Genomic DNA, 25,172 nt, shown 5'->3' on the forward strand with positions numbered 1-25,172 from the left:
TTTAAACTTTGCCTGCGCAACAATTCAATGACTAAGAAACAAGCTTTACCTGCGTCACTCATCGTGCTATAATATCTATGATATAAAAACACATTGCAGTTGGTAGTCTGCAAGCATCGTGATGATGTCAGTAACCTTCCCTCCAGGTCGTCCTTTATCAAATTTTCTTTGGGAGGGGACTATCATGAAATTGACAGTCTATTTTGATGGTACATTTTGGTTCGCTTTGGTTGAACATGTCAACCGTAAAGGACAATATAAAGCCTTTCGTTATCCCTTTGGTAAAGAGCCTAAAGATTTTGATATTTGGAACTTTATTGCTAAAAAGCTGCCCAGCTTGATTAAGAAATACGATCGTATCAAAACTGATTCTCATGTTAATGATATACCGCAGCCTAAGAAAATGAATCCCAAGCGTATGCAAAGGGTTCTCAACAAATCAAAGAAACAAGAGGCAGTTTCGACTAAGGCTCAGGCAGAAATGCAAAAGCTTCATGAAGCTCTCAAACAAGAGAAAAAATCTCAAAGCAAAGAAAAACGTCAGGCTCTAAAACAGTACAAATATCAACTTAAGCAGAAAAAGCGTCATCAAAAAAAGCAAGGACACTGAGTTGTTCTTGCTTTTTTTAATTTTATTATCACAGAAAGATAGTAAAAACATTTACCTTCCTTGGCAGGAATAAGGACCAAAGTGCTCTATCTTCAAAAAACAAATCTTAGAAAAGCCATTATAAGAACTCCTGCTACCACTGCTAAGAGAATATTCTTTGTCTTGGCAGCCACCCAGAAAGTCGGCAAAACCGCCAACAATTCCAACCATTTGATACTTGGTAAATGCCCTGTTCTTTCAATGACAACGCTAGATAATGTTAAAGCAAAGATAATCGTAATTGGCAAATAATTGAGAAAACGAATCATAAAATTCGGCAAGTCTTTATATTTGGTTAAAATAAAGGGAGCAATCCGTGGAATCCATGTTACTAAGGCACTAAGTCCTATGGCAAGTAAAATAAAATTATTTGACATCAAGAAGCACCCCCACAAAACAACCTATTAATGTTGAAAGTAAAACAGCCAAAGATTCAGATATCATAATGACTAATAAAAAATAAGATAAAGTGACAGCCAATAAAATGAGACCGATCTTTTTAAGCTTTACGAACTGCATCATAGCGGCTAATTGAGATTCAAAGATAGAAACAAACATAGCAACAAGCGCAAAATCCAAACCAAGCATCTCAGGATTAGGAATAACAGAACCCAAGGCAGTGCCCAAAACAACTGCAAATAACCAAGCAATATACCCCGTAATATTATTGCCATGCATCCAAGCTGTACTCATATTTTTATGATGAACATGTTCATTCAAGAGAACACCATAACTCTCATCTGTAATGAGTGTTCCGATACAGATAGTTTGCCAAAGGCTGGATTTAGTAAAGATCGTTGTCGCATGCAAACTCATCAAGAAATTTCGAAGATTAATTAAAAAAACAGTCATGACGATTGAAAACAAATCTGCACCAGCTGCAAACATGGCACACATGACAAATTGAGCGCTGCCAGCATAGACTAACAGACTCATTAAGCCCATCTGAAAAGGCGTTAAACCTGAATTTGCTCCTACAACCCCACAGGCCAGTCCAATACTAACATATCCTAAAGCGGTCGGCAGAGAAGCCTGAACTCCTTCCTTGAAGCCTTTTTCTTGCATATAATTTCTCCACAAAAGATAATGCCTTTATTATAACACAGAAAAATACTCTTGAACATGAGGTTCAGAGTATTTATTTTTATTCTAACCCTTCAAAAGCCAAACTTGGTTTAGCATTTAAGTCAAGTTCTGCAAAATGGCCTTTTTCATATTCAACAGCCGCAGCATAAGCAATCATTCCAGCATTATCACCACAAAGGCGTAGTGGGGGAATGACAACATTAATATCTTTTATGCCTTCTTTTAAGCGTTCACGAAGACCTTGGTTAGCTGCAACACCTCCAGCAACAACCAAAGTTTTTACAGGATAAGCTGCCAAAGCCTTTTTTGTTTTCACCATCAAGATATCCAAAACAGCTGCTTGGAAAGAGGCACATAAATCTTCTAAGCGGAGTTGCTCTCCTTTTTGTTGGGCATTATGATGAAGATTAATAAAAGCTGATTTAAGGCCTGAAAAGGAAAATTCAAGATTATCTTCCTTCATCATAGCACGCGGAAAATCATAAATATCTTGTCCTTGATGAGCTAGTTGATCAATTTCTTTGCCTGCAGGATAAGTAAGGCCCATGACGCGTCCAACTTTGTCATATGCCTCACCAACAGCATCGTCTCGAGTCTCCCCAACAATACGATAATCACCGGGAGCAGCTACATAGACAAGTTCTGTATGCCCCCCTGACACCAAGAGCGCTAAAAGCGGATACTGCAAATCGACAATACTTTGCGCCGCCATTAAATGACCTGCCATATGATTAACTGGAATTAAGGGCAAATGATTGGCCCAAGCAAAAGCTTTAGCTGCTGCCATTCCTACCAAAAGAGCTCCAACAAGACCTGGACCATAAGTCACTGCGACAGCAGATAAATCGCCTGCAGTAATTCCAGCTTCCTGTAAAGCATCCTGAATGCACAGTGTAATAACTTCGACATGATGACGACTGGCAACTTCTGGTACCACACCACCAAAACGCTTATGACTTTCTACCTGACTGGCAATAATATTGCTTAAAAGTTGATCTTCATTTTTTAAAATGGCCACACTGGTTTCATCACAAGATGATTCGATGGCTAAAATGTATCTATCTATCATATGTCCTTCTTATCTTAATAATCTACTAAACCTTCACGTTTCATCAAAATGGCATCTTCTTTAGGATTATGATAATAATCCTTTCTTGTAGTAAGAGACCGAAAGCCAAATTTTTGATAAAGGGCCTGTGCTGCTTGATTGGAAGCTCGCACTTCTAAAAAGATGGGCAGTTCATCCTTTGTTAACATTGCTAAGAGTTGACTACCTAGCCCCTGTCCTTGATAGGCTTTCTTAATAGCTATATTTGTCAATTCTAACTCCCCTACTAAATGCTGAATAGATAAAAAGCCCACAATTTCCTTATCATCATAAACAAAAAAATAATCCACATCTAGACGATTCATATCAGTCAAAATCTGTTTTTGACTCCAAGGAGAGACCTGATAAACATCCTCTAGGATGGCAAAGAGAATAGCAGCTATTTCTTGGTTTTTCTCATCTTTCATCATTACACCCGTTTGACATAAGAAAGACCAGAATCTTCATGCGTTTTGAGCCAATTCTCTTCTGCTTCCACTTTTTTAAGGTATTTGGGAACAAAAGCATGAATATCAACTGGAGTAAGTTTTTGTCCGACCTGACCGATTTTAAAAGCGGATGGCAGAACTTCCAAGACTTTTGCCTCAGGAAAGGTCTGATTAATTTCTTGGCGAAATGCTGTCACTTCTCCTACAAAGGTGACTTGTTTTCTTCCTTTTAACTGTTCCAAAACAGCACTCAAAGAAGCATATCGATCAGCCTTCGCTGCTCTGCCATTTTCATAAAAGCCAACATAAACATGATGCCGTCTGGCATCCATGATAGGTACAATGAGCCCTTCATGATGACTGTTAAGCGCAAGCGCTGCCAAACTGGACACGCCAACCAAATCAATAGTAAGCGTATAAGCCAAGGTCTTCGCTGTCGCTACAGCCACGCGCAGACCTGTGTAAGAACCTGGGCCTTCAGCAACTACAATCCTATCCAAATCTTGAGGATTTAAATTAACTGACTCCATCAAGAAATCAATAGTTGGCATCAAACTAATGCTATGATTCTTTTTAACAGTGAGACTTGTGTCAGCTAATAACCGATCATCTTCTAAAATAGCAACAGAGAGCGCTGTGCTAGAGGTATCAAATGCTAAAATTTTCATGAATTTCCTTTCATTCTTCATTCCAGAGGAAACGACGTTTGAGTTTCTCCTCGTAAAAACTACCTTTCGTATACTCTCTTAAAGCTTGACTGAAGTGTTCAATTTCTGGATACGCTTTTTCTAGATTTTGATCAAATATGTTTTCCTGCTCTTTAATTTTTGGAAGCAATTCCTGACCTGCAGGCGTTAAAGAAAGAAGAAAACTGCGGCCATCATTGCTCGATTTTTCCTTAGAGAGTAATCCCTTTTTAATAAGTGACTGCACCAATCTGCTAGGACTTTTTTCTTCACAGATGAGTAGATTTCCTAATTCTTTTAAAGATAGCGGAGCACAGCTTCCTAATATGACAAGGACTTCTCCTTGATTAGGAGTTATTCCCAAAGGTTCTAATAATTTACTTAATTCTTTCATAGCCAGTTTTTCAGCACTTTTAAATAAATACCTAAATTGAGACCCTTTCAATGACATTGTGCACTTTCCTTCTAAAAATATAATTCGCTTCTTTATTATTTTACACTAGATTCACCAAATTGTTGACAATTTAAGTTAAAAAATATAAAATAATCCAAAAATAGATGACATGTCATCTATTTTTGGATTAAATTCTTTATTAATTGACTAGCCACTAAGAAAGGACAATTGAAATGAAGTCTCATAACACAAGAAGTCCAAGAACTATCAAACATGCTTTTGTAACTGGTGCCACCGGTCTTTTAGGCAACAATCTTGTTCGTGCTTTACTTAAGCAGGGGATAAAAGTCACTGCTCTCGTACGTTCCATGGAAAAAGCTAGGTTACAATTTGGTGATTTACCTATCCAATATGTTAAAGGAGACATCCTTAACCCCGAAGCTTTTCGATCTGCTTTTACTGATTGCGACACTCTTTTTCATACAGCTGCTTTTTTTCGCGATAGTCATAAAGGCGGAAAACATTGGCAAGAACTCTACGATACTAATGTTACAGGAACCACTCATTTATTAAAAGCAGCCTATGAAGAAGGTATTCGTCAAATGGTTCATACGTCTTCTATTGCCGTGCTTAGAGGGAGACGCAATCAACTCATTGATGAGACCATGTCACGAGATCCCAATACCAAATTAGATTATTATCGTAGTAAAATCTTAAGCGAAAATGCTGTGAGCTATTTTCTTAAGGAGTATCCAGATTTATTTCTTTGCTATGTTTTACCAGGTTCTATGTATGGTCCGGGAGATATGGGACCAACTGCTACGGGACAACTAATCTTGGATTACATGCAGCAAAAACTACCCGGGATCATCACCAAAGCTAGCTACAGTGTCGTTGATGCCAGAGATGTTGCAAACATTCATATTTTAGCTCTAAAATACGGGCGCAGAAATGAACGCTATTTGGCCGCAGGACGTCATATGACTATGGAAAGTATCTTCAAAACCTTGGAAGAAATAACAGGCATTCCTGCTCCAAAACGCCATATTCCTATTTTTCTTGTTCAGGCATTAGCTCAGTGGAATGAGCTTTATCATAAGATTACTGGCAAGCCTGTTCTGGTCAGTAAAGAAATTGCAGACATCACAGCTGAAGAATATCTTCGGACATATTTTAGCCATAAAAAAACTGAGCAGGAACTTGGCGGGCAATTCCGACCTTTTGAGGAAACCTTGTTAGACACTATCCGCTGGTATCGCAATCACAGTTATCTGAACTAATAGTCAAAAGGAGCTTTTCTATGGAAAGCTTAAGACCTTTGAGATCGTCAAATCTTCTCCTATCGGACTGGGAAGTTAGCAATTCAGCAATCAGGGTAAAAATTGTGGAAACCTCTTACCAGTCATTCGGTTTATGATATCATTTAAGTCTCTTTGTAAGGAAAGACTAATTGGCTTGATACCGCTGAATATTAGAGACATGGAAACTCAGAAAAATTTATCGTCAATACCCTCAAACGGCTAGAAAAAGAAGTCCATCTGATGGAAGCTATCTATCTTGCCGATAGATGGTTCCCGCTTTTGCGTTCTGCTAAGACAATTACACAAACTGTTAACAATAGACTAAACAATCGCAATCTTAAAAAACTCAACCCTTGATCAATCTTCTACAAAAACGTGAACTTGCTACTACAGATATGATAGAGCCGGTTTTTTTAAGTTTTATGGACTACACCATAGCTGATAACTAAACTTAAAGATAGACATAACAACAAGTGTAAAATCTAAACCGAGCATTTCAGAATCCAGAATAACAGAAAACCATTCTTGATACTGTACAGTCATAGGAGATAATGATATAATCGGCATATTGGAGGAATTGAACCATCATGACAATAAAAGAAGATTTAGGACGGCGGATTAAAGCAGAAAGGAATCGCAAGCAACTCACACAGAGCCTTTTGTGCGGAGACGAAGCAAAGCTGACCATTCGTCAGCTTCAGCGGATTGAGGGCGGGCAGTCTTTGCCGACTTTAGAAAAATTAGAATTCATTGCTGAGCGTTTAGGAGTGAAAATCGCTAATTTGCTAGAAGGTGAGGACATCCAGATACCAGACCATTACTGGGAGTTAAAGGGACAAATCGTGAAATTCCCTACCTATGCCGATAAGGAAAGGCTCCAGCAGAAGCAGGAGCTGATCGAAGAAATCTATGACAAATACTTTGACATCCTGCCCGAGGATGAACTGCTCTTTTTGGATCTGTCAGAGAATATCCTAGAGAGTTCCCATCAAAAGGACATTCCTAACATTGAGGAGATTTACGACGATGCCCTTGAGCAAGTCCTCAAAAAGGAGACTTTTGCCTTTAATGACTATCTTTACATGAGCTATTTTTTACAGAAGTGCGGAAAAACAGCGGTCTATGATCACGCAACCTTTAAGCTGCTTGAACAAAAATTGCTCAAGCAAGAGCTGACAGCAGAGGAACTTTATAACATTGAATTTTTGATTGCTGTTATTGAGGCTGCTTCTGTTCATGTCCTTCATGATGATTACCAGAACCTTCTTCCTTTACTAGAGAAGGCTCAGCTAATTATCGATAAGGCTCAGCTCCCCACCTACAAACCAGCACTTTTGGAGCTTGAAGCCAAGTACTATATAAATGTTGTCAAGGATAAGGAAAAAGCCAAGGAACTCTACCAGCAAGCCTTGGTTATGGGCGAAATTCTCGGTGATCCTATTATCATTGCAGATGTTAAAATAGAGATGGCAAATGATGGGATAGACTAGCAGGGGGGACGTTGTTAAGTTTATAACTTTAGCGTCTATACTTTTAAAGCAAGGAGTGAAATCACCAGTACACAAAGGATTACTCTCTTTAAAAAAACATTCTTTTTACAAGAGGTGACACCAATGTCGTTGTTGCTTTGAGGAATCTGGGGTAGAATGGACTCATCAAATGAAAGGAAGTTTTTATCAAATGAACTTGAAAAAAGTATTGGAAGTCTTAACTACCCTTGTTCTTTTAGGAATGGTAATATACTAATAATTAATATTGTTAGGAATGATTCATCTGGGGTGAGCCGGCTTGACAATTCCCAATAGTATACTAACTAGCTCTGTAATATCTATGGCAGGTATATTCGCTTGCTAAGGGTATTACAGGGCTTTTCTTTTTTGATTTATTAGATCAGCACAGAACACTTTTTACTGTAACTTATTCAAATAAATAAACAAAAAGACAAACCTCCAAAAAGAAGTTTGTCCCCATCTTAAAGAATTCTATCTGTCTATGTCAGAACAGCGGCAAGTCCAGCTCCTGCTGCAACAACTCCCACTCCTGCCAGAACCCCATTATTAAAGTCATTAAGATTAACTCCATTCAATTCTTCAACTGTGACCTCTTCAAACATCAACTCTTTTTCCATCATTTTTTCTCCTTCTTTTAATTTTTTGATTTGTTTTAAAATTTGCAACTGCAACTCCTGCTGTAAAAACAGCAAGAATCGACAGCATACTAATTAACAAAATTTGAAAATTCGTTAGTACCTCATGATTCTTTAAAAAACTTGAACCTAAATATACTAATATTAATGTTATGAAAACTTCAAAATAGAATAGCTTTCTTGAAAGTAATATTTTCACAGCAACTCCTCTCTATATTAAGTGATAGCAACAGCAACAGCTAAACTTCCTCCTGCGCCTACTGCTACCCCTAAAGCATAAGACCCCCATCCATTTAATTCTTCTGAAGTAATTTCATCAAATTCTAAAACAGGCAGCTTTGTCTCATTTTTATTTTGTCCTTTCATTCTATCACCTCCCTTCAAAATTATATTAGAAATTTGATTAAGCTATAAAATGACTGGCTGTAATAATGCTTGCCAAATTAACTTTCCAAAGTTAGTGTTTAATTCGTCAACTTCAATTTCTTGATAAAGGTTCACATTAGACATTTGCTTCTTTTCTTCCATTTCATCACCCCCTTTCAAAGTTTTTATCTCTAAAAACTGAGCTTAAAAGGAATTTTGACTTTCAATTTTTTTAGAAATCAATTTGAGAGCTTTTTCTAAAACATTTAGATTAATATTAATCGGTGGCATAATAGACAGTCCCTCTTCTTCTTCATTAACGTAAAGATAAGTAAGTATCCCAAGTTTTTCTAACGACTTCATTAGCTGTAACGATTGGTTGCTTTCTGTCCTAATCGCTGTCATAATTCCCTGATTACGGTAGAACACATTTTGTGAATCTAAGACATTTGAAATACTATCAGAAATATCTTTGACTTTGCCTTCTATAACGTCTCTAGACTTAAGATAGTAATCCAGAACAATATTAGCCGACTCTAATCCTAAAAGATTCCCATTTTGAGTTGAGAAGTGCTCCATCGTTTTGGGATTTTTCTGTAATTTTGCGTCAACTTCTTCATTAACACAGACGCAGCCAAAAGATGTAATGCCGTTATTAATAGCTTTACTGAGGCATAAAATATCCGGTTTTTCAGATAACTGTTGGAAATAAAACGGCTTCCCTGTTTTAAAAAATCCAGTAGCTACCTCATCAAAGACAATCAAGACTTGATTTTTTCTCAGTAGTTTTAAAAGTGCATTGAAAAAATCTATACTGGCAAAGTAGATACCTGCCGAAGCCAAAATCGGTTCAATCATCATGACATCATAGAAAGAAGCTACATTGGCAATATAATCTAGGACATTTTTTTCTTGTTCTGCAGATTTAGGGTAGTCTATAAACGTTACTTCTCCATATTTCGGATAGAAAGAACTATTGATTTCTTGATCAATACCACTCACTGAAACACCGCCAAAGAAGGTTCCATGATAAGAATCTTTAAAGGCTAGAATACGATTATTTTCCCCCTTCTTATTGGTATAATCAGCGATTTTTAAAGCTAATTCTGTATTTTCTGAACCAGAATTCGTATAAAGAACTCGCTTAAAAGCTTGCCCTGTTAGCTCTAAGACTTTTTGGGCCACTTCATCGTAAATATCATGTTGAAAAGAATGAATATCAAGATAGGGGAGTTTTTTATTTAATACTTGATCAAATCGCTTGGAAACCCGTTGGTAGAGAGAATCAATATAACCAAGTGAAGTATTCCATAAACCACTTCTTAAATCAAGATACTTCCTATTTTGACTATCATATAAATAAGTGTTATCTGCCCTGACGGGCTTGAAATCATACATGGTTTTATTATCATAAGCACCGTTTAGCAAAGCATAATTTTTCATTTTTCTCCTCACCTTCTAAATAAAATGGCCAAGTAAACTATGAATAAAACTAATAATGGAAAGAATGATCATAAGAAAATTTACGATACCTAACAAAAAGATATCTAATCTGAACTTTTTATTCTTTGAAAACATATCCTTGAAATAAGCCATGTAGTCCTCTACCTTAAGCAAGTTGCTAAGATACCAATAACCATCTAATTTTAAAAACGGCAATAAATTGGTAATAATAAGTCCTAGATTAACAATAATTAATCCAAATAGGAAATTAGATGGATATATCAAAGCTATTAAGGTTAAGAAAAACCAAATGGCAACTTGAAATTTTACACCAGCTAAAACCAACTCATTCTTCTTTCTTCCTTTTAAAATTTTATAAAAAGGAACCTTGATAAAGAAGACAGGCATAGAAAAATATCTCAAAGAGAATCCAAAAGTAACTTTAGATGGTTTCAAATACTTATAATAAACTGAAAAGTGAGCATATTCATGCAATGGGAGAATTATCACAGTAGTCACAAAATAAATAGCTGCTATATCCCAAGCTGAAAAGTGTTCCAGTGAAAAATGAGTCAAATCAACAGAGGTTGCTGTTGCTACAATAGGTAGCAAGATAAAACTGCTTATTAACATCAAAAGTGTTAAATACCATCTATTTAAAAATAAAGAAATTTTATAGAAAGCATTAATCTTAGAACTATCTAAAATTAGTCTAATCAGGTGAAAGTTGGTCCATTTCCCTCTCCTATAAGGAGAGGTATAAAAATCGTGCAGAGGGTTATCAGGTTCTTCAATAGCTTCCAAATACTTTTCCAAATGATGGTTGGACGTAATCATACGATCGTTTCGGACATTATATAGCCATCTTCTATTATCGTTAATTTGGTACTGAATATCCTTATATTCTTCTATTGTTTGATACATTATCTACCTCCTAAATGATAGTATAACCATAATCTAAAATGAGATTTTGTCCACGCATAGCTCTGCTGTTCTCACTTAGAAGGAAAAATAGTGTCTGACTAACATCTTCAACCGTCACAAACTTCCTATAAGGAATCTTTGCTAGTAAGCGTTTCCCAAAGCCCGAAGATAACAGTTCCTTATTACTATCATTAATGATATATGAAGGCGAGATTGTATTGACCCTGATATCCTTATCTTCTATTTTAGCGTAATCAACTGATAGATTTTTCGCCAATTGGATTAAGGCACTTTTGGCAGGTCCATAATCTATTCTTTGTTCGTGAGCAACAACACCATTTTGCGAAGCTATAAAAACGATAGAAGCTTTGTCAGACAGATAGCTATAAATTGCCTTCATAGAAAAGAGAGCTGCCTTTACATTAATATCAAATGTGTTTTCCCAATCCTTAAGGGTCACTCCAAATGCATCATTCATATAATTAATACCAGAAGTAAACACAACGCTGGAAAAGTTTAGGTCTAATTCTTTTAAAAAGGTTTCCATCTTGTGGAAAGAATCATCTTGTCGAAAATCAACAGAAAGGTAAGTTGTTAAACTGCTAGATTTTTTGGGAAAATCAATTCCAACGATTTGGTCAAAATCCTCGGAATAATTTTTCAAAAAGCCCTGACAAATATGACTTTCTGAACCAATTAAAAGCAAATTATTCTTCCCCATGAAAAACTCCTTCTACCATGGCATAACTGTCTAAATCCTTCACAAGTTTCAAACTAAGTCCTAATTTTCTAAACATGCCTTCTAATACTTCATACGAATAAGAATATTTAATAGAGATACCTATTTTCTGAGGACTTACCAAATTGTAGATAATCCGTTCTTCAGATTGATCAAAAAAGTTAACATTGTAAAATTTTTCACCATTTATTTGGCTAGATTGTATAAGACCAGCCGTTGATTCAAAAAAGCTTTCTTTTAAGAAGTCAAATACAATTCTCTTAATATGGGGCTGAGTTTCTTTAATCTTTTTCAAAAAACCATAGAAATCTCCATGACTGAAAAGCGAAACTGTCGTCGCCGGAATAATAATGACCTCGATGTTTTTCTGCGGAAGATTCCCAATTTCTTGTAGGGTAAGAGAATAAATCCTATCTCGGCCTTCATCGGTAATATACTTTGCCATTTCTTTTGCAGGCTCTAAACCAAAAATATTATAGCCATCTTCAAATAAAGGGTTAAAAATTCTACCTGTCCCACTACCAATTTCTAAAATGGGCATTGACTTATCAAAAAATTGTTTATAGCTGTCAATATCATCCTCTAACAATTCATCTTGATTAACAATTGATTGGTAGTAGTTCGCAAAGATATCATCCTCATAAAGATTCTCAATGAGCTTTAACTCTTCTGCTCTTTTTTGAAGCTTACTAAAAATTAATGATTTATCCATAAACTTGCAGCATCTCCTTCACTTGACTCATTATTTTCTTATTGTCAATGTTACCGGTCTTATCCTTAATGATGCATTCTAAATATTGGGTAACTAAACCATTCACTTTAAATAAACGCCCAGTTTTAATATTAAAAGCAAAATGTGCACTATCATTTTTAAAGGCAATCCACTCCAACTGGTTAAGTGGTACATCCACTGCTTTAATTTGGTAGTTGTTGTACGGAGTAATAAAATCCATTTCTCCGTAAACATGGGTAATGTCTAATAGGACTGTCAACAAATATTTTACATTCTCTTTTATTAATAAATTATCAATTTCCGATAATTGCAAACTAGCTTGATTATGGAGTTTCTGGTAGCTGTCTCCTGAATTTCCAAGTCTCATTTTCGCTTGAGAATCTAAATAAAACTGCCCCTCCATGAAGTATAAGGAATTTAAATTAGCAATTCCTGTCAACACACCATAATCTGCAATATAATTTGTCAAGCTTACTCGGCCAAAATCTATAAACTGTCTAAAGAGAGTCTTCAAAGACTCCTGATTCAAAATCTTAAAGTTCAGTTTTTGAAAATCTGCCACAGGTTTAATAATAACTGGCCACTCTTCTTTAGCAACTTTGTTATGTGTATAGACAGCACTGTTGATTGCGAAATGATTTAGTAAATTATGATTTTCTGAAATAAATTTCCCCAAATCATCAACAAAAGCGTGTTTCAACAAACCTTTAGGCAAATTTGGATAAGTAGCAGTTTTAAAAGCTTTGAAGCCATTTTGAAAGATTTTCTCTGTTTTAAGAGAGCTTAGTTTGTGATATAAATCATGATTTTCTAATTCAGTTTTAATTTCCTGTATTTTAGACTCTTCAAGTAAACTATCAAGATTCTCAATAGCCATTACTTCAATTTTCATATCAAGTTGGGCTTTTAAATAGCTAACAAGATGTTTTAATCTATTATTTTCTTCAAGCTTAATAAAGATATATTGATCAAATTCTAAGAATTCTAAGTAATCAATAAAATCTTCAAAACTTTGATTATCAAAATCAAAATAATCCAAGCTATAGTTTTGATCAATTTGAGTTGATAATTTCAGTGAATACAGCAATTCATCTTTTTCAAAGACAAAATTTAATCCAATCATATTCTCCTCCATTTTAACTTCCTTGTAATAAGGAAGACTAATTTGTTTATGAATAACTAGCTTTTCTTTTGCTGTCTGACCACTAGGACAATCAGTATTAAAAGTGCCAAAAGCCAGATAAGTAAGCTTGATGTTTGTAAGATGGCATGGTCCCAAGAAAAGTCCTCCCATTTGGTGAAAAACTTGGTAAAAAGTCCCATAAAGCTGTAGTCTGTCACTTTGGCGACTGTCTTATCCATACTGGAGAGCATCGGTAAGAAAGCCGAAATCAGCATTGTCGGAACCGTAACGACCTGAGCCATAACCTGTGATTTGACAAGTAAGCCTAGCAATAAGTAGAGAAGCATGATCGCTAAAGCTGTAGCACTGCCGATAATACAGTAATTCGCTGCATTATCAATCGGCACATCCAAAATAAGCGGAGTAAGCGTCAGATAGATTACTGTTAAGACAATTGGGGCAACTAATGTTGATAAGAGGTACTCACTAGTATTAACACCGCTAAGCAGCAGAGTTTTTAGTGTTTTCTTTTCTTTTTCATCTGCCAAAATAGTCAAAATCGGACTGCCCACAGCCAGAACAATGGCAAAAGGAATACAGATCATCAGATAAGCAAGAGCCATTTGGGCTTTTGGACCAGACTGACTGTCTATCATAAAACGATAAAGATAAATCAAAGCTGCAGGCATAAGTACTTGCAAGAGAACACTCTTATTAGAAAGAATAATCTGACAGCGCAGCCAAAGCAGGGCCATAAATTGTCTAAACATTGAGTTTACCTCCTGTCAATTGAATAAAGATGTCTTCTAATGTTGGTTCGCAAGAATGAATTGCAATTATTTTTTCACTATCACTAGCCATCGCTTGACCCAGTTCAGTAAAATCTAAAATTCTTTCCGAACCATCCCGGTAGCTCAGTTTAACCCGCTTGTCCTTATTATATTTCTGAATTAAATCTTTCGGGCTGCCTTGTTCAACCAGCCGGCCTTCATTAAGCAAAGCCAGTTTATCACAAAGCAGAGTAGCCTCATTCATATCATGGGTAGTTAGAAAAATGGCAGTCCCTGCCGCTTTTAGTTCTAAAATTAAAGAATGAATAGTCTGAGAAGTAGCCGGATCAAGACCTGAGGTCGGCTCATCAAGAAATAGAACGCGAGGCTTATTAATTAATGCACGAGCTAGAAGCATCCGCTGCTTCATACCTGTCGAGAGCTTTTCGGCTACTGTTTTTCGACTGTCATAGAGACCGACTCGCTTGAGGAGATTGTCAACAGTCGTTTTATCTATCCCATAATATTTACTATAAAAAAGCAGGTTATTATAAAGAGACATTTTTTCATAAAAACCGCTGGTATCACCGACCAAACCAATTTTTCCTAATTCTTGACTCGTTAATTTGCGGGAGTCTTGTCCTAAAATAGAGGATTGACCGTTGTCTGCCATTAACTGTCCGGTTAAAATATTGATTGTTGTCGTTTTTCCTGAACCCGAAGGTCCAAGAAATCCAAAGATTTGACCCTTTTCAATCGAAAAACTAATAGCATCAAGTGCAACAGTCTTGTTAAAAATTTTTCTGATATCTTTGGTAACAATAACTGGAGTATTCATATAGTTTCCTTTCTTAACGGTATGGCATTATTATAAAGGATAAAAAAACAAAAGAAAGTGACATCAATGTCAGACGACATTAATGTCACTATAGAAAATTTATAGATAGTGTTTCAATTCTCTGATGAATCTTTTCATTAAAGAAACAACAAAACTTGTTAAAGTCTGAAGCACCAAAAAGGTGCTGTAAAAATGGAGCTAAATTAAAATCTAATAAAAGATATCGTCATTTTTAGTTGATAATATAGGTTTCACATTACTAACAAAGATAGATCCCAGTATAATAATTTTCCTTTATGAACATTTGTCAATGATGTGAGACCAAAAAGATAAAACCTGACTAGCTTTTTGCTATCCTATCAGGAGCTAGCTCCTGATAGGACTTTTCGCATGTCGATAGGAGATTTCCAGCCCAGAGTCTGCATGGGTAGTCTGTTTGAAGTGTAGAGGTAGCGTTTCATCTGTTTGATGAGGTCGTCATAAGAATAAAATTGTAAGTGCTGGTAGAATCGTCTATTGTCGTTTCTGTGGCTTCGTTCAACCTTACCGTTGTGTCTGGGAGTTCTAGGTCGGATGAGTTTGTGTTCAATGCTTAGTTCACGACAGAGAATATCCAGAGGGTGAACGTGTTTATTTTCCTTGAAATGGGTAAACTCGAAGCCATTGTCCGTTTGTATGATTTTCGGCTTGTAGCCAAAGTGTCGGATGGCCATTTTGACAAATTGGATGGTGGAATGAGAAGATTGTTCCTTGAAAGGGAAGATGAAGCGTTCTCGACTGGCCTCGTCAATGATGGTGTATTGGTAGAATTTATCAGGCATTGCCCCAGTATAGCAGTCTTTTGGCACGTATTTGACAGCCATCTGCCACTTGATACCGAGTTTTGTTGGTGTATCGTAAGGCTTTGGAATATAGGGTTTGGTCTTTGCTTTAGCAGGTTTGAAGAAGTCTAGTTTTCTCAAGATCCGAAAGAGTGAGCAGGGATGCCTGTCATAGCCCTTATTTAATTTGAGCTTGTAGAAGATTTCAATGAGAGTGGCATGGGGGTTTCTTCGAATACAGTTTTTTATCCAGGCTATTTCTTGTTCTGTATGAGCCTTGGGATGGGGTGTCAGAGGTCTGTGAGATTTGTCTTGAAGAGAGGCTTTGGTTCCGTCAAATCGTTTGTTCCACCTCATAAGGGAAGCTTTAGAGACCTTATAGCGTCGGCAGATGAAAGCAACAGAAGCGCCACCACGATAGGTTTTGACAGCATGGTAGCGAGTATCAAGGGTGTGTGGCAAATAACGAAGGGGTTGTGGTATACTAGTCATGAGAAGATTCCTTTTTGATGAGTGGGTGGTACTCTTATCATATCAAGGTTTCTTCTTTTTTGGGAGCTAGGTCTCACATCTATTGTAAGGCTACAGATCCCAGTATAATAATTTTCCTTTAATGCTTTTACTAACTCCTTAAATTATGGTATAATTTGGGTAATCGTAACAATCAAGATTAAATCTATTACTCGTAAAAATTTTATAAGTTTTTGTCAAATGTAGTTATATTTGACTGATTTTTTGTAGTTTGGATTAATCATGACATGACAGAAAGGAACACTATGATTTACAAAGTTTTCTATCAAGAAACTAAAGACAGCAGTCCACGCCGCGAACAAACCAAAACTTTATACCTCGATATTGATGCTCAAACCGAACTGGACGGACGTATTCAAGCTCGTCAATTAGTTGAAGAAAAAACGGCTTATAATATTGAATTAATAGAACTTCTTTCAGATAAACACTTGGAGTATGAAAAAGAAACAGGTGCCTTTCAATTAACGGAGTTCTAAAATGGCAAATATTAATTTAAAACCCGAAGAAGTTGGCGTTTATGCTATCGGCGGTCTAGGTGAGATTGGGAAAAATACTTACGGCATTGAATACCAAGATGAGATTATCATTGTTGATGCAGGGATCAAATTCCCTGAAGACGATCTGCTCGGTATTGACTATGTTATTCCTGATTATTCTTATATTGTTGACAATGTGGATCGTATAAAAGCTCTCATCATTACACATGGACACGAAGATCACATTGGTGGGATTCCATTTCTCTTAAAGCAAGCTAATATTCCTATTTATGCAGGACCTCTGGCTCTAGCCCTAATCCGCGGTAAATTGGAAGAGCATGGTCTCTTGCGTGATGCTAAGATGTATGAAATTAATCATAATACTGAGTTAACCTTTAAAAATCTTAGCGTCACTTTTTTCCGAACAACTCACTCAATTCCAGAGCCTCTAGGAATTGTCATTCATACTCCTCAAGGTAAAGTTGTCTGCACAGGTGACTTTAAATTTGACTGGACACCTGTTGGTGAGCCAGCAGACATCCACCGCATGGCCGCATTGGGTGAAGATGGCGTTCTTTGTCTCTTATCTGATTCAACCAATGCCGAAGTCCCAACCTTTACCAATTCTGAAAAAGTTGTTGGCCAGTCCATTATGAATATCATCGAAGGTATTCATGGACGTATTATATTTGCATCCTTTGCTTCAAATATTTTTCGTTTACAACAGGCTGCAGAAGCTGCTGTCAAAACAGGCCGTAAAATTGCCGTCTTTGGACGTTCAATGGAAAAAGCTATTGTTAACGGTATTGAACTGGGTTATATAAAAGTACCCAAGGGCACTTTTATAGAGCCAAATGAAATCAAAGAATATCATGCCAGTGAAATCATGATAATGTGTACAGGCAGTCAAGGAGAGTCTATGGCGGCTCTTTCACGAATTGCCAATGGAACTCACAGACAAGTTCAGTTGCAGCCCGGTGATACTGTCATTTTCTCATCTAGCCCAATTCCTGGTAATACAACCAGTGTTAATAAGCTGATCAATACCATTCAAGAAGCGGGTGTAGAAGTCATCCACGGTAAGGTCAATAATATTCACACATCAGGACACGGCGGACAACAAGAACAAAAATTGATGCTGCGCCTTATAAAACCTAAATTCTTCATGCCTGTTCATGGGGAATACCGCATGCAAAAGGTTCATGCCAGCTTAGCTATTGATACCGGTATCCCTAAAGACAATATCTTCATCATGGAAAATGGTGATGTCCTAGCTCTAACCAAAGATTCTGCGAGACGTGCCGGACATTTCAATGCGCAAGATATTTATGTTGACGGTAATGGTATTGGTGATATTGGTACAGCAGTTCTGCGCGACCGACATGATCTTTCCGAAGATGGTGTTGTCTTAGCAGTAGCTACTGTTGATTTTAAAACCAAAATGATTTTAGCTGGCCCAGATATTCTCAGCCGCGGTTTCATTTATATGCGTGAATCTGGTGATCTCATTCGCAGCAGTCAACGCATTCTTTTCAATGCGATTCGTATTGCTCTAAAAAATAAAGAAGCCAGCATTCAATCGGTCAATGGCGCTATTGTCAATGCACTACGTCCATTTTTATATGAAAAAACAGAACGCGAACCCATTATCATTCCTATGATATTAACACCAGATAAGTCTTAAATCATAATTGCAAACAACTATTATTGAAAAGCTTGTCTAACAAAAACTACTCTTTGTCCAATCCTTAGCCAGTGCCTATAGACACTGGCTTTTGATTTTGTCTAAAACAAAAAAGACAAGCCTCAAAAAGCTTGTCATCAATCTGATAAGAGAAAGTCTTCTCTAATTTTTTTATTTTAGTTAGGATATATATAACTGACACTGCCTGGCGTTCCACTATTATTTGGATCAAACCAGCCACGATAGTTATCAACCCATTGTTGATCTTTATAATTGGATTCCAGCACTTGAACTTTACCATCTTCACCAACAGCTGTGACATAGGCAACATGTCCATAACCACCATCTGTCCAGCACATAATAGACCCTACTGCCGGAGTGTTACCGACAGTGTAACCTTGTGCAGAAGCACTAGAGGCCCAATCGCCGCCATTGCCCCACCAGTCGCCTGCCCAAGTTGCAACAGCTTTAACCCCCCAAGTACATTGACCAACAGGGTAATTATTGGCATTTGCATCGTTCGTTTCGGTGGTAGCCTGCGCAGTGTCAGCTGATGCTGCTGCCTGACTATCATCAGGTGCTGCCGAACCATTAACAGTCAAAGTCTGACCCGGCAAAATCAGACTCGTAATATCTTTTCCATTCATAGAAGCTAATTCATAAGCATCCATATGATATCGTTGAGCAACACTGAAAAAAGAATCTCCTTCTTGAAGGGTATAAGTGTCTGCATCAGCCATCTTATTTCCTAAAACAACTGTTGCTGCCGTAGCCGCAACAGTAAACGCAGCTTTTTCCAAAAATTGTTTTTTCATAACGATTATTCTTAACTTCTCCTTTTAGTAATAGTAACATCATACCGAATTATTATTTCAACTTTTTTAAGAAAAAGAAGTTTTTCTATTACTAATTGATAACAAAGAAGAGGCTGGGACGAAAGTCCTGCCTCTTTTGTTCTACTCTCACTCTGTAACCATCATTCTGAGGTTTTGATCAATTTTTTCTGCTGTTTTGCGTCCTTCTCGAATTCCCCAAATAACGAGACTAGGACCACGGCGTGCATCACCTGCAACAAAAACCTTTTCGTTGCGGGTTGAATAATCATCATAGACACATTCTACTTGGAATTGGTCAAAGAGAGCTTTTTCAGCACCTGTGAAGCCCATAGCAAGAAGAACAAGATCTGCCTTAATTATCTCTTCTGTTCCTTCAATGGCTTTGAAACCAGGTCCAACCTTAATTGTCTTTGCTGCAGTCACTTGACCATTTTCACCAAGAAATTCTACTGTTGACGTGATATAGTCCGTCAAATCAATCTGTTGAACAAAATTGGCTTCTTCCTGCCCATAGCCTGTACGATTGATCATGGGATATTGTGGCCATGGATTTGTTGGCAGGCGCTTTTCAGGCAGTTGTGGCGTAATTTCTAATTGTTTAACACTAGCAGCTCCCAAACGAACAGCCGTACCGATACAGTCATTTCCAGTATCGCCACCGCCAATAACTAAGACATGTTTTCCTTCAAGCGAATGCGGTAATTCATGTGTATCACTGTCCAAAAGATTTTTAGTCGTTTCTGTTAAGAAATCAACAGCAAATCGAATGCCTTTTAAGTCACGTCCTGAAACATCCAAGTCACGAGGGACACTGGCACCAGTTGCTAAGATTACACGGTCAAACTTTTCTAATAATTCTTCTGCTGTGATATCACGACCAATTTCTGTATTGGCAACAAAATTAATACCAATGGAAGCCATCGTATCAATACGGCGTTGCACAATTTTCTTATCCAATTTCATATTGGGAATACCATACATGAGCAAACCACCAAAGCGATCAGAACGCTCAAACACAGTCACACTATGACCCAACTGGTTAAGACGCCAAGCAGCTGATAGACCAGCAGGACCTGAACCTACGACAGCCACTTTAAAACCTGTACGCTCAATCGGGCGACCAGAATCAGCTACCCAACCTTCTTCAAATGCATTATCAATAATAAAACGTTCATTATCATGAATGGTAACACCTGAACCATTTAGACCTTCTGTACAGGCCTTTTCACAAGGTGCTGGGCAAACACGACCTGTCATTTCTGGTAAAGGGTTGGTCCGTACCAAGCGCTCAAAAGCACGTCTGAAATCACCTTTATAAATCAAATCATTCCATTCAGGAATTAAATTGTCATTGGGACAACCTGAAACAGCGCGACCGCCACCATAAAATGTTCCCTCATGACAGAAAGGGATCCCACAATTCATACAGCGAGCAGCTTGCTTTTGACGTTCCTCAACTGATAAAGTTGTCTGCAATTCTTCAAAATCTTTGATACGCTCACTAACAGAACGATAAGGATTATCCTTGCGTTCATACTTTAAAAATCCAAACGGATCTGCCATCTCATTTCCCTCCTGTTACACTAGCCAACAAAGCTTGCCGCTCTTGCGCTGTGGCATCGCCGCCAGTTGCTACTTCAAATGTATGTAATTCGAGTTCATCACCACTCATGCCTTTTTGACTAAGAGCATATTCAATATTATTAATTTCATGGAAATCACTTGGATAAACTTTGATGAATCTTTTCACCTCTTCATCCCAATTAGCCAAAAGACGTTTGGCCTTAACACTTCCTGTATATTCATAGTGCTTTTCAATCATGTCTTTTAAGATGTCATCACCACGCGTTTCACCAATCTGATAAAGATCTACCATCTCCATATTGACTTTTTGAGCAAAATCACCATGAACATCGTAAACATAGGCCACACCGCCACTCATACCAGCAGCAAAGTTGCGTCCTGTCGTTCCAAGAATGACAGCTACACCACCAGTCATATACTCACACCCGTGGGCACCAACACCTTCAACAACGACTTTTGCTCCTGAATTACGAACACAGAAACGCTCACCAGCACGACCTGCAAAATAAGCTTCACCTTTGACAGCACCAAAGAGAGAGACATTACCAACAATTGGTGAATTTTCAACGTCGTAAGCTGCGTCGTGCGGTGGTTTGACAATTAAACGTCCACCTGACATAGATTTGGCAATATAGTCATTAGCCTCACCAACCAAGGTATACTCTAAGCCTTGTGTAAGGTAGCTCGCAAAACTTTGTCCTGCAATGCCAGTATAATGATATTTAATCAAGCCTTCTTTAACAGTGTCATTGCCATAACGTTCTGCCATCCAACCAGCCATGCGGCTTCCTACTGAACGGTCCACATTATTGATGGTATTTTCAATAGTAACACTAATGCCTTTTTCAATAGCTGCTGCTGCAAAACCATCCAGTTCTTTCCATTGACGTTCTTCAGTAAAAGGATCTTCATTTTTCCGATCAATTGGGAAACTATTCCCAATAACTCTTGAAAAATCAAGAGCCTTTGCTTTACCTTGTGCAACAAATCTCGATTGCAAGACTTCTGCATGACCAACCATCTCATCAACAGAGCGAAAACCTAATTCAGCCATGTATTCACGCAACTCTTCTGCTAAGAAAGTCATCATATTAATCACATGTTCTGGCTTGCCTGAGAAGTTTTTGCGTAATTCAGGATTTTGTGTTGCGACGCCGACAGGACAAGTATTGAGTGAACAAACACGCATCATAACGCATCCAACCGAAATCAAGGCTAGACTGGCAAATGAATATTCTTCTGCACCCAATAAAGTAGCAATAGCAATATCGCGACCCGTCATTAATTTTCCATCTGTTTCTAAAGTCATACGTTGACGAAGACGATTCATGGATAAAGTTTGGTGAGCTTCAGCCAAGCCCATTTCCCATGGAAGTCCCGCATCACGAACAGAATTACGAGGAGAGGCACCTGTACCACCATCATAACCTGAAATAACCACCTTATCCGCACCAGCTTTCACACAGCCAGTAGCAATAGTACCGACACCTGTACTTGACACTAATTTGACATTGATTTTAGCATAAGGATTGATGGCCTTCAAATCATAAATTAATTGTGCCAAATCTTCAATGGAATAAATATCATGATGAGGCGGTGGTGAAATCAAGCGCACACCTGGAGTTGCTCCACGAATTTCAGCAATCCAAGGAAAGACTTTTTGACCGGGAAGCTGTCCGCCTTCGCCAGGCTTAGCTCCTTGCGCTAATTTGATCTGCAGTTCTTCTGCAGACATGAGATATTCTGCATTAACACCAAACCGTCCAGAAGCAACTTGTTTAATTGTAGAATTAATATTGCGACCATCAGTTTGCGGTTTGAAGCGTCTACGATTTTCACCGCCTTCACCAGAATTTGATTTAGCTCCGATAGCATTCATAGCTTGAGCAATGGTTTCATGTGCCTCCTTAGAAAGAGAGCCAAAACTCATGGCACCAACCTTAAAACGCTTAACAATTTCCTTAGCTGGCTCAACTTCTGCTAAATCAACTTTTGGTCGTTTAGAATGAAATTCCCAGAGAGAACGCAGTGTTGTCGGCTGTTTTAAGGCTTCGTTATCTAGTTCAGTTGAATATTGTTTAAAAAGACCATAATCACCGCGCCGAATAGCCTGCTGAAAATTGTAGATAGAACGTGGATTAAAGAGATGATACTCTCCATCTGTCTTATACTGATAAGAACCACCAGAAGGCAAGAAATCGTTGGCTCTTGGTCCAAAGGCGAAATCAACGCGTTCTAGGTATTCTTTTTCGATTTGATTCAGACTCAAACCTTCAATACGCGTAGCTGTTCCTCTAAAGTATTGGTTAACAACATCAGCAGAAAGGCCGATTGCCTCAAAAAGCTGAGCACCTTTATAACCGAGTACCGTTGAAATTCCCATACGACTCATGACTTTAACAATGCCTTTTTCGGCAGCCTTACGGTATTTTTCAAAAGAGTCACTGGTCTTCTCAAGGGCTTTTAGAGTTGCATAAGCCCCATAAGGATGAATAGCTGTTGCGCCAAAACCAACCAAGGTTGCAAAATGATGAACTTCAAAAGCTTCTGCCGTATCAACAACAATTGAAAATTGACTCGCTCTTCCTTTGACAACCATGTAATTATTCAAACCGGAAACTGCCAACAAAATAGGAATAGCTATACGACCTTTAGTGACACCTCGGTCTGACAAGATGATAATCTTACTGCCCTGATTGACTGCTTCGTCAGCTTTTTTGAAAAGATCTTCCAAAGCATATTGCAGGCGATTATTGTCAGAATCTCCTAAGTCATAAACAGTGGATAAAGTCGTCGTCTTGTAACGTTCATCTGTTAAATTGGCTAATTTTGCAAAATCTTGACTAGAAAGGACGGGACTGTCAACCCGAACCTTGACACAATTATCAGCACTATCTTGACGAATATCGCCATCGCCACCTAAAAAGACTGTGGTTGACACCACTAATTGCTCACGAATGGCATCAATAGGAGGATTGGTTACCTGAGCAAATTGTTGCTTAAAGTAAGTAAAGAGAGACTGCGGTTTTCTCGATAATACTGCTAATGGACTGTCAAAGCCCATTGAAATAACAGGTTCCTCTCCTTTTTCTGACATGGGGAGAATAACTGTTCGAATGGTCTCATCTGTATAACCAAAAATTTTCCACATTTGGTTCATATCATAATCATTGACAATTTCCTCTTGAACAGCAAAATCATCCAAAAGAGTAACATTTTCTTGCACCCACTGTGGATAAGGGTGTTGTTTAGAATAATGCTCTTTAACCTCATCATTCTTTAATACCAAGCCTTTTTTGGTATCAATTAACATCATATTGCCGGGGCCAAGAACCCCTTTTTCAACAACCTGACTAGGTGCTATGTCAACGACACCTGATTCGCTAGAGCAAATTAAAAAATTATCTTTGGTGCGAGAATAGCGGCTAGGACGAAGACCATTACGATCCAAACGAGCACCGACCATCTCACCATCAGTGAAAACGAGAGCGGCTGGACCGTCCCAAGGAGCGACAAAACTGGAAGCATATTCGTAAAAAGCTGTTAATTCTTTAGAAAGTCCTGCATCTTTTCCCCAAGCTTCAGGTACCATCATCAATAAGCTTTGCGGAATATCACGACCATGACGGTAGAGATATTCTAGACAGTTTTCTAATTTAGCAGAGTCTGAATTTTCTTCATTGTAGACTTCAATTTGATGACTATGCATCCAATTTTCAGCACCGCGAAGCGTGTTGATTTCTCCATTATGCGCTAAGAAGCGGAAAGGCTGAGCACGATCCCAAGACGGAAACGTATTTGTTGAAAAACGAGAATGTGTTAAAGCAATGTGTGATTTGAACATTTCATCTGACAAGTCAGGATAAAACAGGCGAACCTGAAAGGCATGCAGCATTCCCTTATAAACAATCGTCTTGCTTGACAAGGAACAAATAAAGAGTTCATCTGCAGCAAACGTTTTTTCCAACTTGCGGCGCAGACGGAAAAGACTATCTTCAAAAGCACGCCCACTATTTGTTTCAGTGGGTTTTTCAATAAAAAGCTGCACAAAACTTGGCATGATTTCCTGAGCAGCTGGACCACAGTTGTCATAATTGAAAGGAACATCACGCGACAGCAATACATGAAAGCCTAATCTTTTGATTTCACTAATCAGACTGTCTTCTAAAATTGTTTTTGCCACTTTATCTTGAGGAAGAAACAATTGAGCAACAGCATAATCTCCCAATGGCGGTAAATCAATCTCTTCTTCTTTAGCCTTCAATCTAAAAAATTCATCTGGCATGGCCAACAGCATACCAGCTCCATCTCCTGTATCAGGCTCTGCACCTGTACCGCCACGGTGGTTCATTCTCTCTAACATCGTTAAGGCATAATCCACTAACTGATGACTGGCAATACCATCAATCTGAGCAACAAAGCCCATCCCACAAGCATCTGTCTCAAAAGATGGCTCCCACAAAGTCGTCTGCTTAGCTTTTTTAATAACCTCTCTCATACACTTCT

The 25,172-nt window shown here is 37.9% G+C and carries 25 protein-coding genes and 1 pseudogene; 6 read left to right on the forward strand and 20 right to left on the reverse strand.

All coding sequences use genetic code 11. From position 1 onward, the window contains the following. Nucleotides 1-184 precede the first annotated feature (184 nt). The gene (locus tag SRT_RS08340) at nucleotides 185-610 is read left to right on the forward strand and encodes a YjdF family protein (protein ID WP_161940047.1); all 426 of its coding nucleotides are present in this window, start codon (nucleotides 185-187) and stop codon (nucleotides 608-610) included. Nucleotides 611-702: 92 nt separating this feature from the next. On the opposite strand, the gene SRT_RS08345 is transcribed toward SRT_RS08340, so the two are convergent. From SRT_RS08345 to SRT_RS08370, 6 genes are all read right to left on the reverse strand, one after another. Beyond that, nucleotides 703-1,026, reverse strand: coding sequence for a branched-chain amino acid transport AzlD family protein (locus SRT_RS08345; protein ID WP_128833750.1), 324 nt, complete (start codon nucleotides 1,024-1,026; stop codon nucleotides 703-705). Then, complete coding sequence (locus tag SRT_RS08350; RefSeq protein WP_128833751.1) at nucleotides 1,016-1,714, reverse strand: AzlC family ABC transporter permease; 699 nt, start codon at nucleotides 1,712-1,714, stop codon at nucleotides 1,016-1,018. The genes SRT_RS08345 and SRT_RS08350 overlap by 11 nt, the downstream gene beginning before the upstream one ends. Before the next feature lie 79 nt (nucleotides 1,715-1,793). Next, nucleotides 1,794-2,804, reverse strand: a complete 1,011-nt coding sequence (tsaD, locus tag SRT_RS08355; protein WP_128833752.1) for a tRNA (adenosine(37)-N6)-threonylcarbamoyltransferase complex transferase subunit TsaD — start codon at nucleotides 2,802-2,804, stop codon at nucleotides 1,794-1,796. Nucleotides 2,805-2,818: 14 nt separating this feature from the next. After that, nucleotides 2,819-3,253 carry a ribosomal protein S18-alanine N-acetyltransferase gene (gene rimI, locus SRT_RS08360; protein WP_002267466.1) on the reverse strand — a complete coding sequence of 145 codons (435 nt, stop codon included), beginning with the start codon at nucleotides 3,251-3,253 and terminating at the stop codon, nucleotides 2,819-2,821. Beyond that, entirely contained in the window at nucleotides 3,253-3,939 is a 687-nt protein-coding gene (gene tsaB, locus SRT_RS08365; RefSeq protein WP_128833753.1) for a tRNA (adenosine(37)-N6)-threonylcarbamoyltransferase complex dimerization subunit type 1 TsaB, read from the reverse strand. Before tsaB ends, rimI begins: the two co-directional genes overlap by 1 nt. Nucleotides 3,940-3,949: 10 nt before the next feature. After that, complete coding sequence (locus SRT_RS08370) at nucleotides 3,950-4,408, reverse strand: MarR family winged helix-turn-helix transcriptional regulator (RefSeq protein ID WP_128833754.1); 459 nt, start codon at nucleotides 4,406-4,408, stop codon at nucleotides 3,950-3,952. Nucleotides 4,409-4,584: 176 nt separating this feature from the next. Here SRT_RS08370 and SRT_RS08375 point away from each other — a divergent pair, with 176 nt between their 5' ends. The 3 genes and pseudogenes from SRT_RS08375 to SRT_RS08385 all read left to right on the forward strand — a co-directional run bounded on the left by SRT_RS08375 (nucleotide 4,585) and on the right by SRT_RS08385 (nucleotide 7,142). Further along, nucleotides 4,585-5,631 carry an SDR family oxidoreductase gene (locus SRT_RS08375; protein ID WP_128833755.1) on the forward strand — a complete coding sequence of 349 codons (1,047 nt, stop codon included), beginning with the start codon at nucleotides 4,585-4,587 and terminating at the stop codon, nucleotides 5,629-5,631. Between the two features lie 20 nt (nucleotides 5,632-5,651). Continuing rightward, nucleotides 5,652-5,982 (forward strand): annotated as a pseudogene (locus SRT_RS10895) (aldo/keto reductase); the annotation flags it as partial. 257 nt (nucleotides 5,983-6,239) lie between these two features. After that, nucleotides 6,240-7,142 (forward strand): helix-turn-helix domain-containing protein, encoded by a 903-nt coding sequence (locus SRT_RS08385; RefSeq protein WP_128833756.1) that lies wholly within the window; start codon nucleotides 6,240-6,242, stop codon nucleotides 7,140-7,142. A 500-nt stretch (nucleotides 7,143-7,642) separates the two neighbouring features. Here the strand turns inward: SRT_RS08385 and SRT_RS10360 are convergent, their stop codons facing one another. The 11 genes from SRT_RS10360 to SRT_RS08435 form a co-directional block, all read right to left on the reverse strand. Further along, on the reverse strand, nucleotides 7,643-7,828 hold the full coding sequence (locus tag SRT_RS10360) for a hypothetical protein (RefSeq protein ID WP_162604150.1): 186 nt from the start codon (nucleotides 7,826-7,828) through the stop codon (nucleotides 7,643-7,645). After that, on the reverse strand, nucleotides 7,758-7,997 hold the full coding sequence (locus tag SRT_RS08395) for a hypothetical protein (protein WP_128833757.1): 240 nt from the start codon (nucleotides 7,995-7,997) through the stop codon (nucleotides 7,758-7,760). The genes SRT_RS10360 and SRT_RS08395 overlap by 71 nt, the downstream gene beginning before the upstream one ends. A gap of 17 nt (nucleotides 7,998-8,014) precedes the next feature. Next, entirely contained in the window at nucleotides 8,015-8,164 is a 150-nt protein-coding gene (locus tag SRT_RS10445) for a hypothetical protein (RefSeq protein ID WP_167373730.1), read from the reverse strand. A gap of 204 nt (nucleotides 8,165-8,368) precedes the next feature. Beyond that, nucleotides 8,369-9,607, reverse strand: a complete 1,239-nt coding sequence (locus tag SRT_RS08400) for an aminotransferase class III-fold pyridoxal phosphate-dependent enzyme (RefSeq protein WP_128833758.1) — start codon at nucleotides 9,605-9,607, stop codon at nucleotides 8,369-8,371. A gap of 15 nt (nucleotides 9,608-9,622) precedes the next feature. Then, nucleotides 9,623-10,531: a hypothetical protein gene (locus tag SRT_RS08405; protein ID WP_128833759.1), complete on the reverse strand. Its 909-nt coding sequence runs from the start codon at nucleotides 10,529-10,531 to the stop codon at nucleotides 9,623-9,625. A gap of 10 nt (nucleotides 10,532-10,541) precedes the next feature. Next, nucleotides 10,542-11,252 (reverse strand): SDR family NAD(P)-dependent oxidoreductase, encoded by a 711-nt coding sequence (locus tag SRT_RS08410; RefSeq protein ID WP_128833760.1) that lies wholly within the window; start codon nucleotides 11,250-11,252, stop codon nucleotides 10,542-10,544. Then, on the reverse strand, nucleotides 11,239-11,982 hold the full coding sequence (locus SRT_RS08415; RefSeq protein WP_128833761.1) for a methyltransferase domain-containing protein: 744 nt from the start codon (nucleotides 11,980-11,982) through the stop codon (nucleotides 11,239-11,241). Before SRT_RS08415 ends, SRT_RS08410 begins: the two co-directional genes overlap by 14 nt. Beyond that, nucleotides 11,975-13,138, reverse strand: a complete 1,164-nt coding sequence (locus SRT_RS08420; RefSeq protein WP_128833762.1) for a hypothetical protein — start codon at nucleotides 13,136-13,138, stop codon at nucleotides 11,975-11,977. The genes SRT_RS08415 and SRT_RS08420 overlap by 8 nt, the downstream gene beginning before the upstream one ends. Nucleotides 13,139-13,182: 44 nt before the next feature. Further along, a complete protein-coding gene (locus SRT_RS08425) occupies nucleotides 13,183-13,896 on the reverse strand; it encodes an ABC transporter permease (protein WP_128833763.1) in 714 nt (237 codons plus the stop codon). After that, entirely contained in the window at nucleotides 13,889-14,734 is an 846-nt protein-coding gene (locus tag SRT_RS08430; RefSeq protein WP_128833764.1) for an ABC transporter ATP-binding protein, read from the reverse strand. The genes SRT_RS08425 and SRT_RS08430 overlap by 8 nt, the downstream gene beginning before the upstream one ends. A 359-nt stretch (nucleotides 14,735-15,093) precedes the next feature. Beyond that, entirely contained in the window at nucleotides 15,094-16,047 is a 954-nt protein-coding gene (locus SRT_RS08435; protein WP_128832720.1) for a DDE-type integrase/transposase/recombinase, read from the reverse strand. 284 nt (nucleotides 16,048-16,331) lie between these two features. On the opposite strand from SRT_RS08435, the gene SRT_RS08440 reads away from it, so the two are divergent. Beyond that, nucleotides 16,332-16,562 (forward strand): DNA-dependent RNA polymerase subunit epsilon, encoded by a 231-nt coding sequence (locus SRT_RS08440; protein WP_002262480.1) that lies wholly within the window; start codon nucleotides 16,332-16,334, stop codon nucleotides 16,560-16,562. 1 nt (nucleotide 16,563) lies between these two features. Continuing rightward, nucleotides 16,564-18,246 carry a ribonuclease J1 gene (rnjA, locus tag SRT_RS08445; RefSeq protein ID WP_128833765.1) on the forward strand — a complete coding sequence of 561 codons (1,683 nt, stop codon included), beginning with the start codon at nucleotides 16,564-16,566 and terminating at the stop codon, nucleotides 18,244-18,246. Nucleotides 18,247-18,422: 176 nt separating this feature from the next. Here rnjA and SRT_RS08450 read toward each other — a convergent pair whose 3' ends face one another. From SRT_RS08450 to gltB, 3 genes are all read right to left on the reverse strand, one after another. Continuing rightward, complete coding sequence (locus SRT_RS08450; protein ID WP_128833766.1) at nucleotides 18,423-19,061, reverse strand: COG3942 and LysM peptidoglycan-binding domain-containing protein; 639 nt, start codon at nucleotides 19,059-19,061, stop codon at nucleotides 18,423-18,425. A gap of 147 nt (nucleotides 19,062-19,208) precedes the next feature. Next, nucleotides 19,209-20,645: a glutamate synthase subunit beta gene (locus SRT_RS08455; RefSeq protein ID WP_128833767.1), complete on the reverse strand. Its 1,437-nt coding sequence runs from the start codon at nucleotides 20,643-20,645 to the stop codon at nucleotides 19,209-19,211. A 1-nt stretch (nucleotide 20,646) separates the two neighbouring features. After that, on the reverse strand, nucleotides 20,647-25,164 hold the full coding sequence (gene gltB / locus SRT_RS08460; protein ID WP_128833768.1) for a glutamate synthase large subunit: 4,518 nt from the start codon (nucleotides 25,162-25,164) through the stop codon (nucleotides 20,647-20,649). Between the last annotated feature and the right edge of the window lie 8 nt (nucleotides 25,165-25,172).

The organism is Streptococcus troglodytae (assembly GCF_002355215.1).
GTDB classification, from domain to species: Bacteria; Bacillota; Bacilli; order Lactobacillales; family Streptococcaceae; genus Streptococcus; species Streptococcus troglodytae.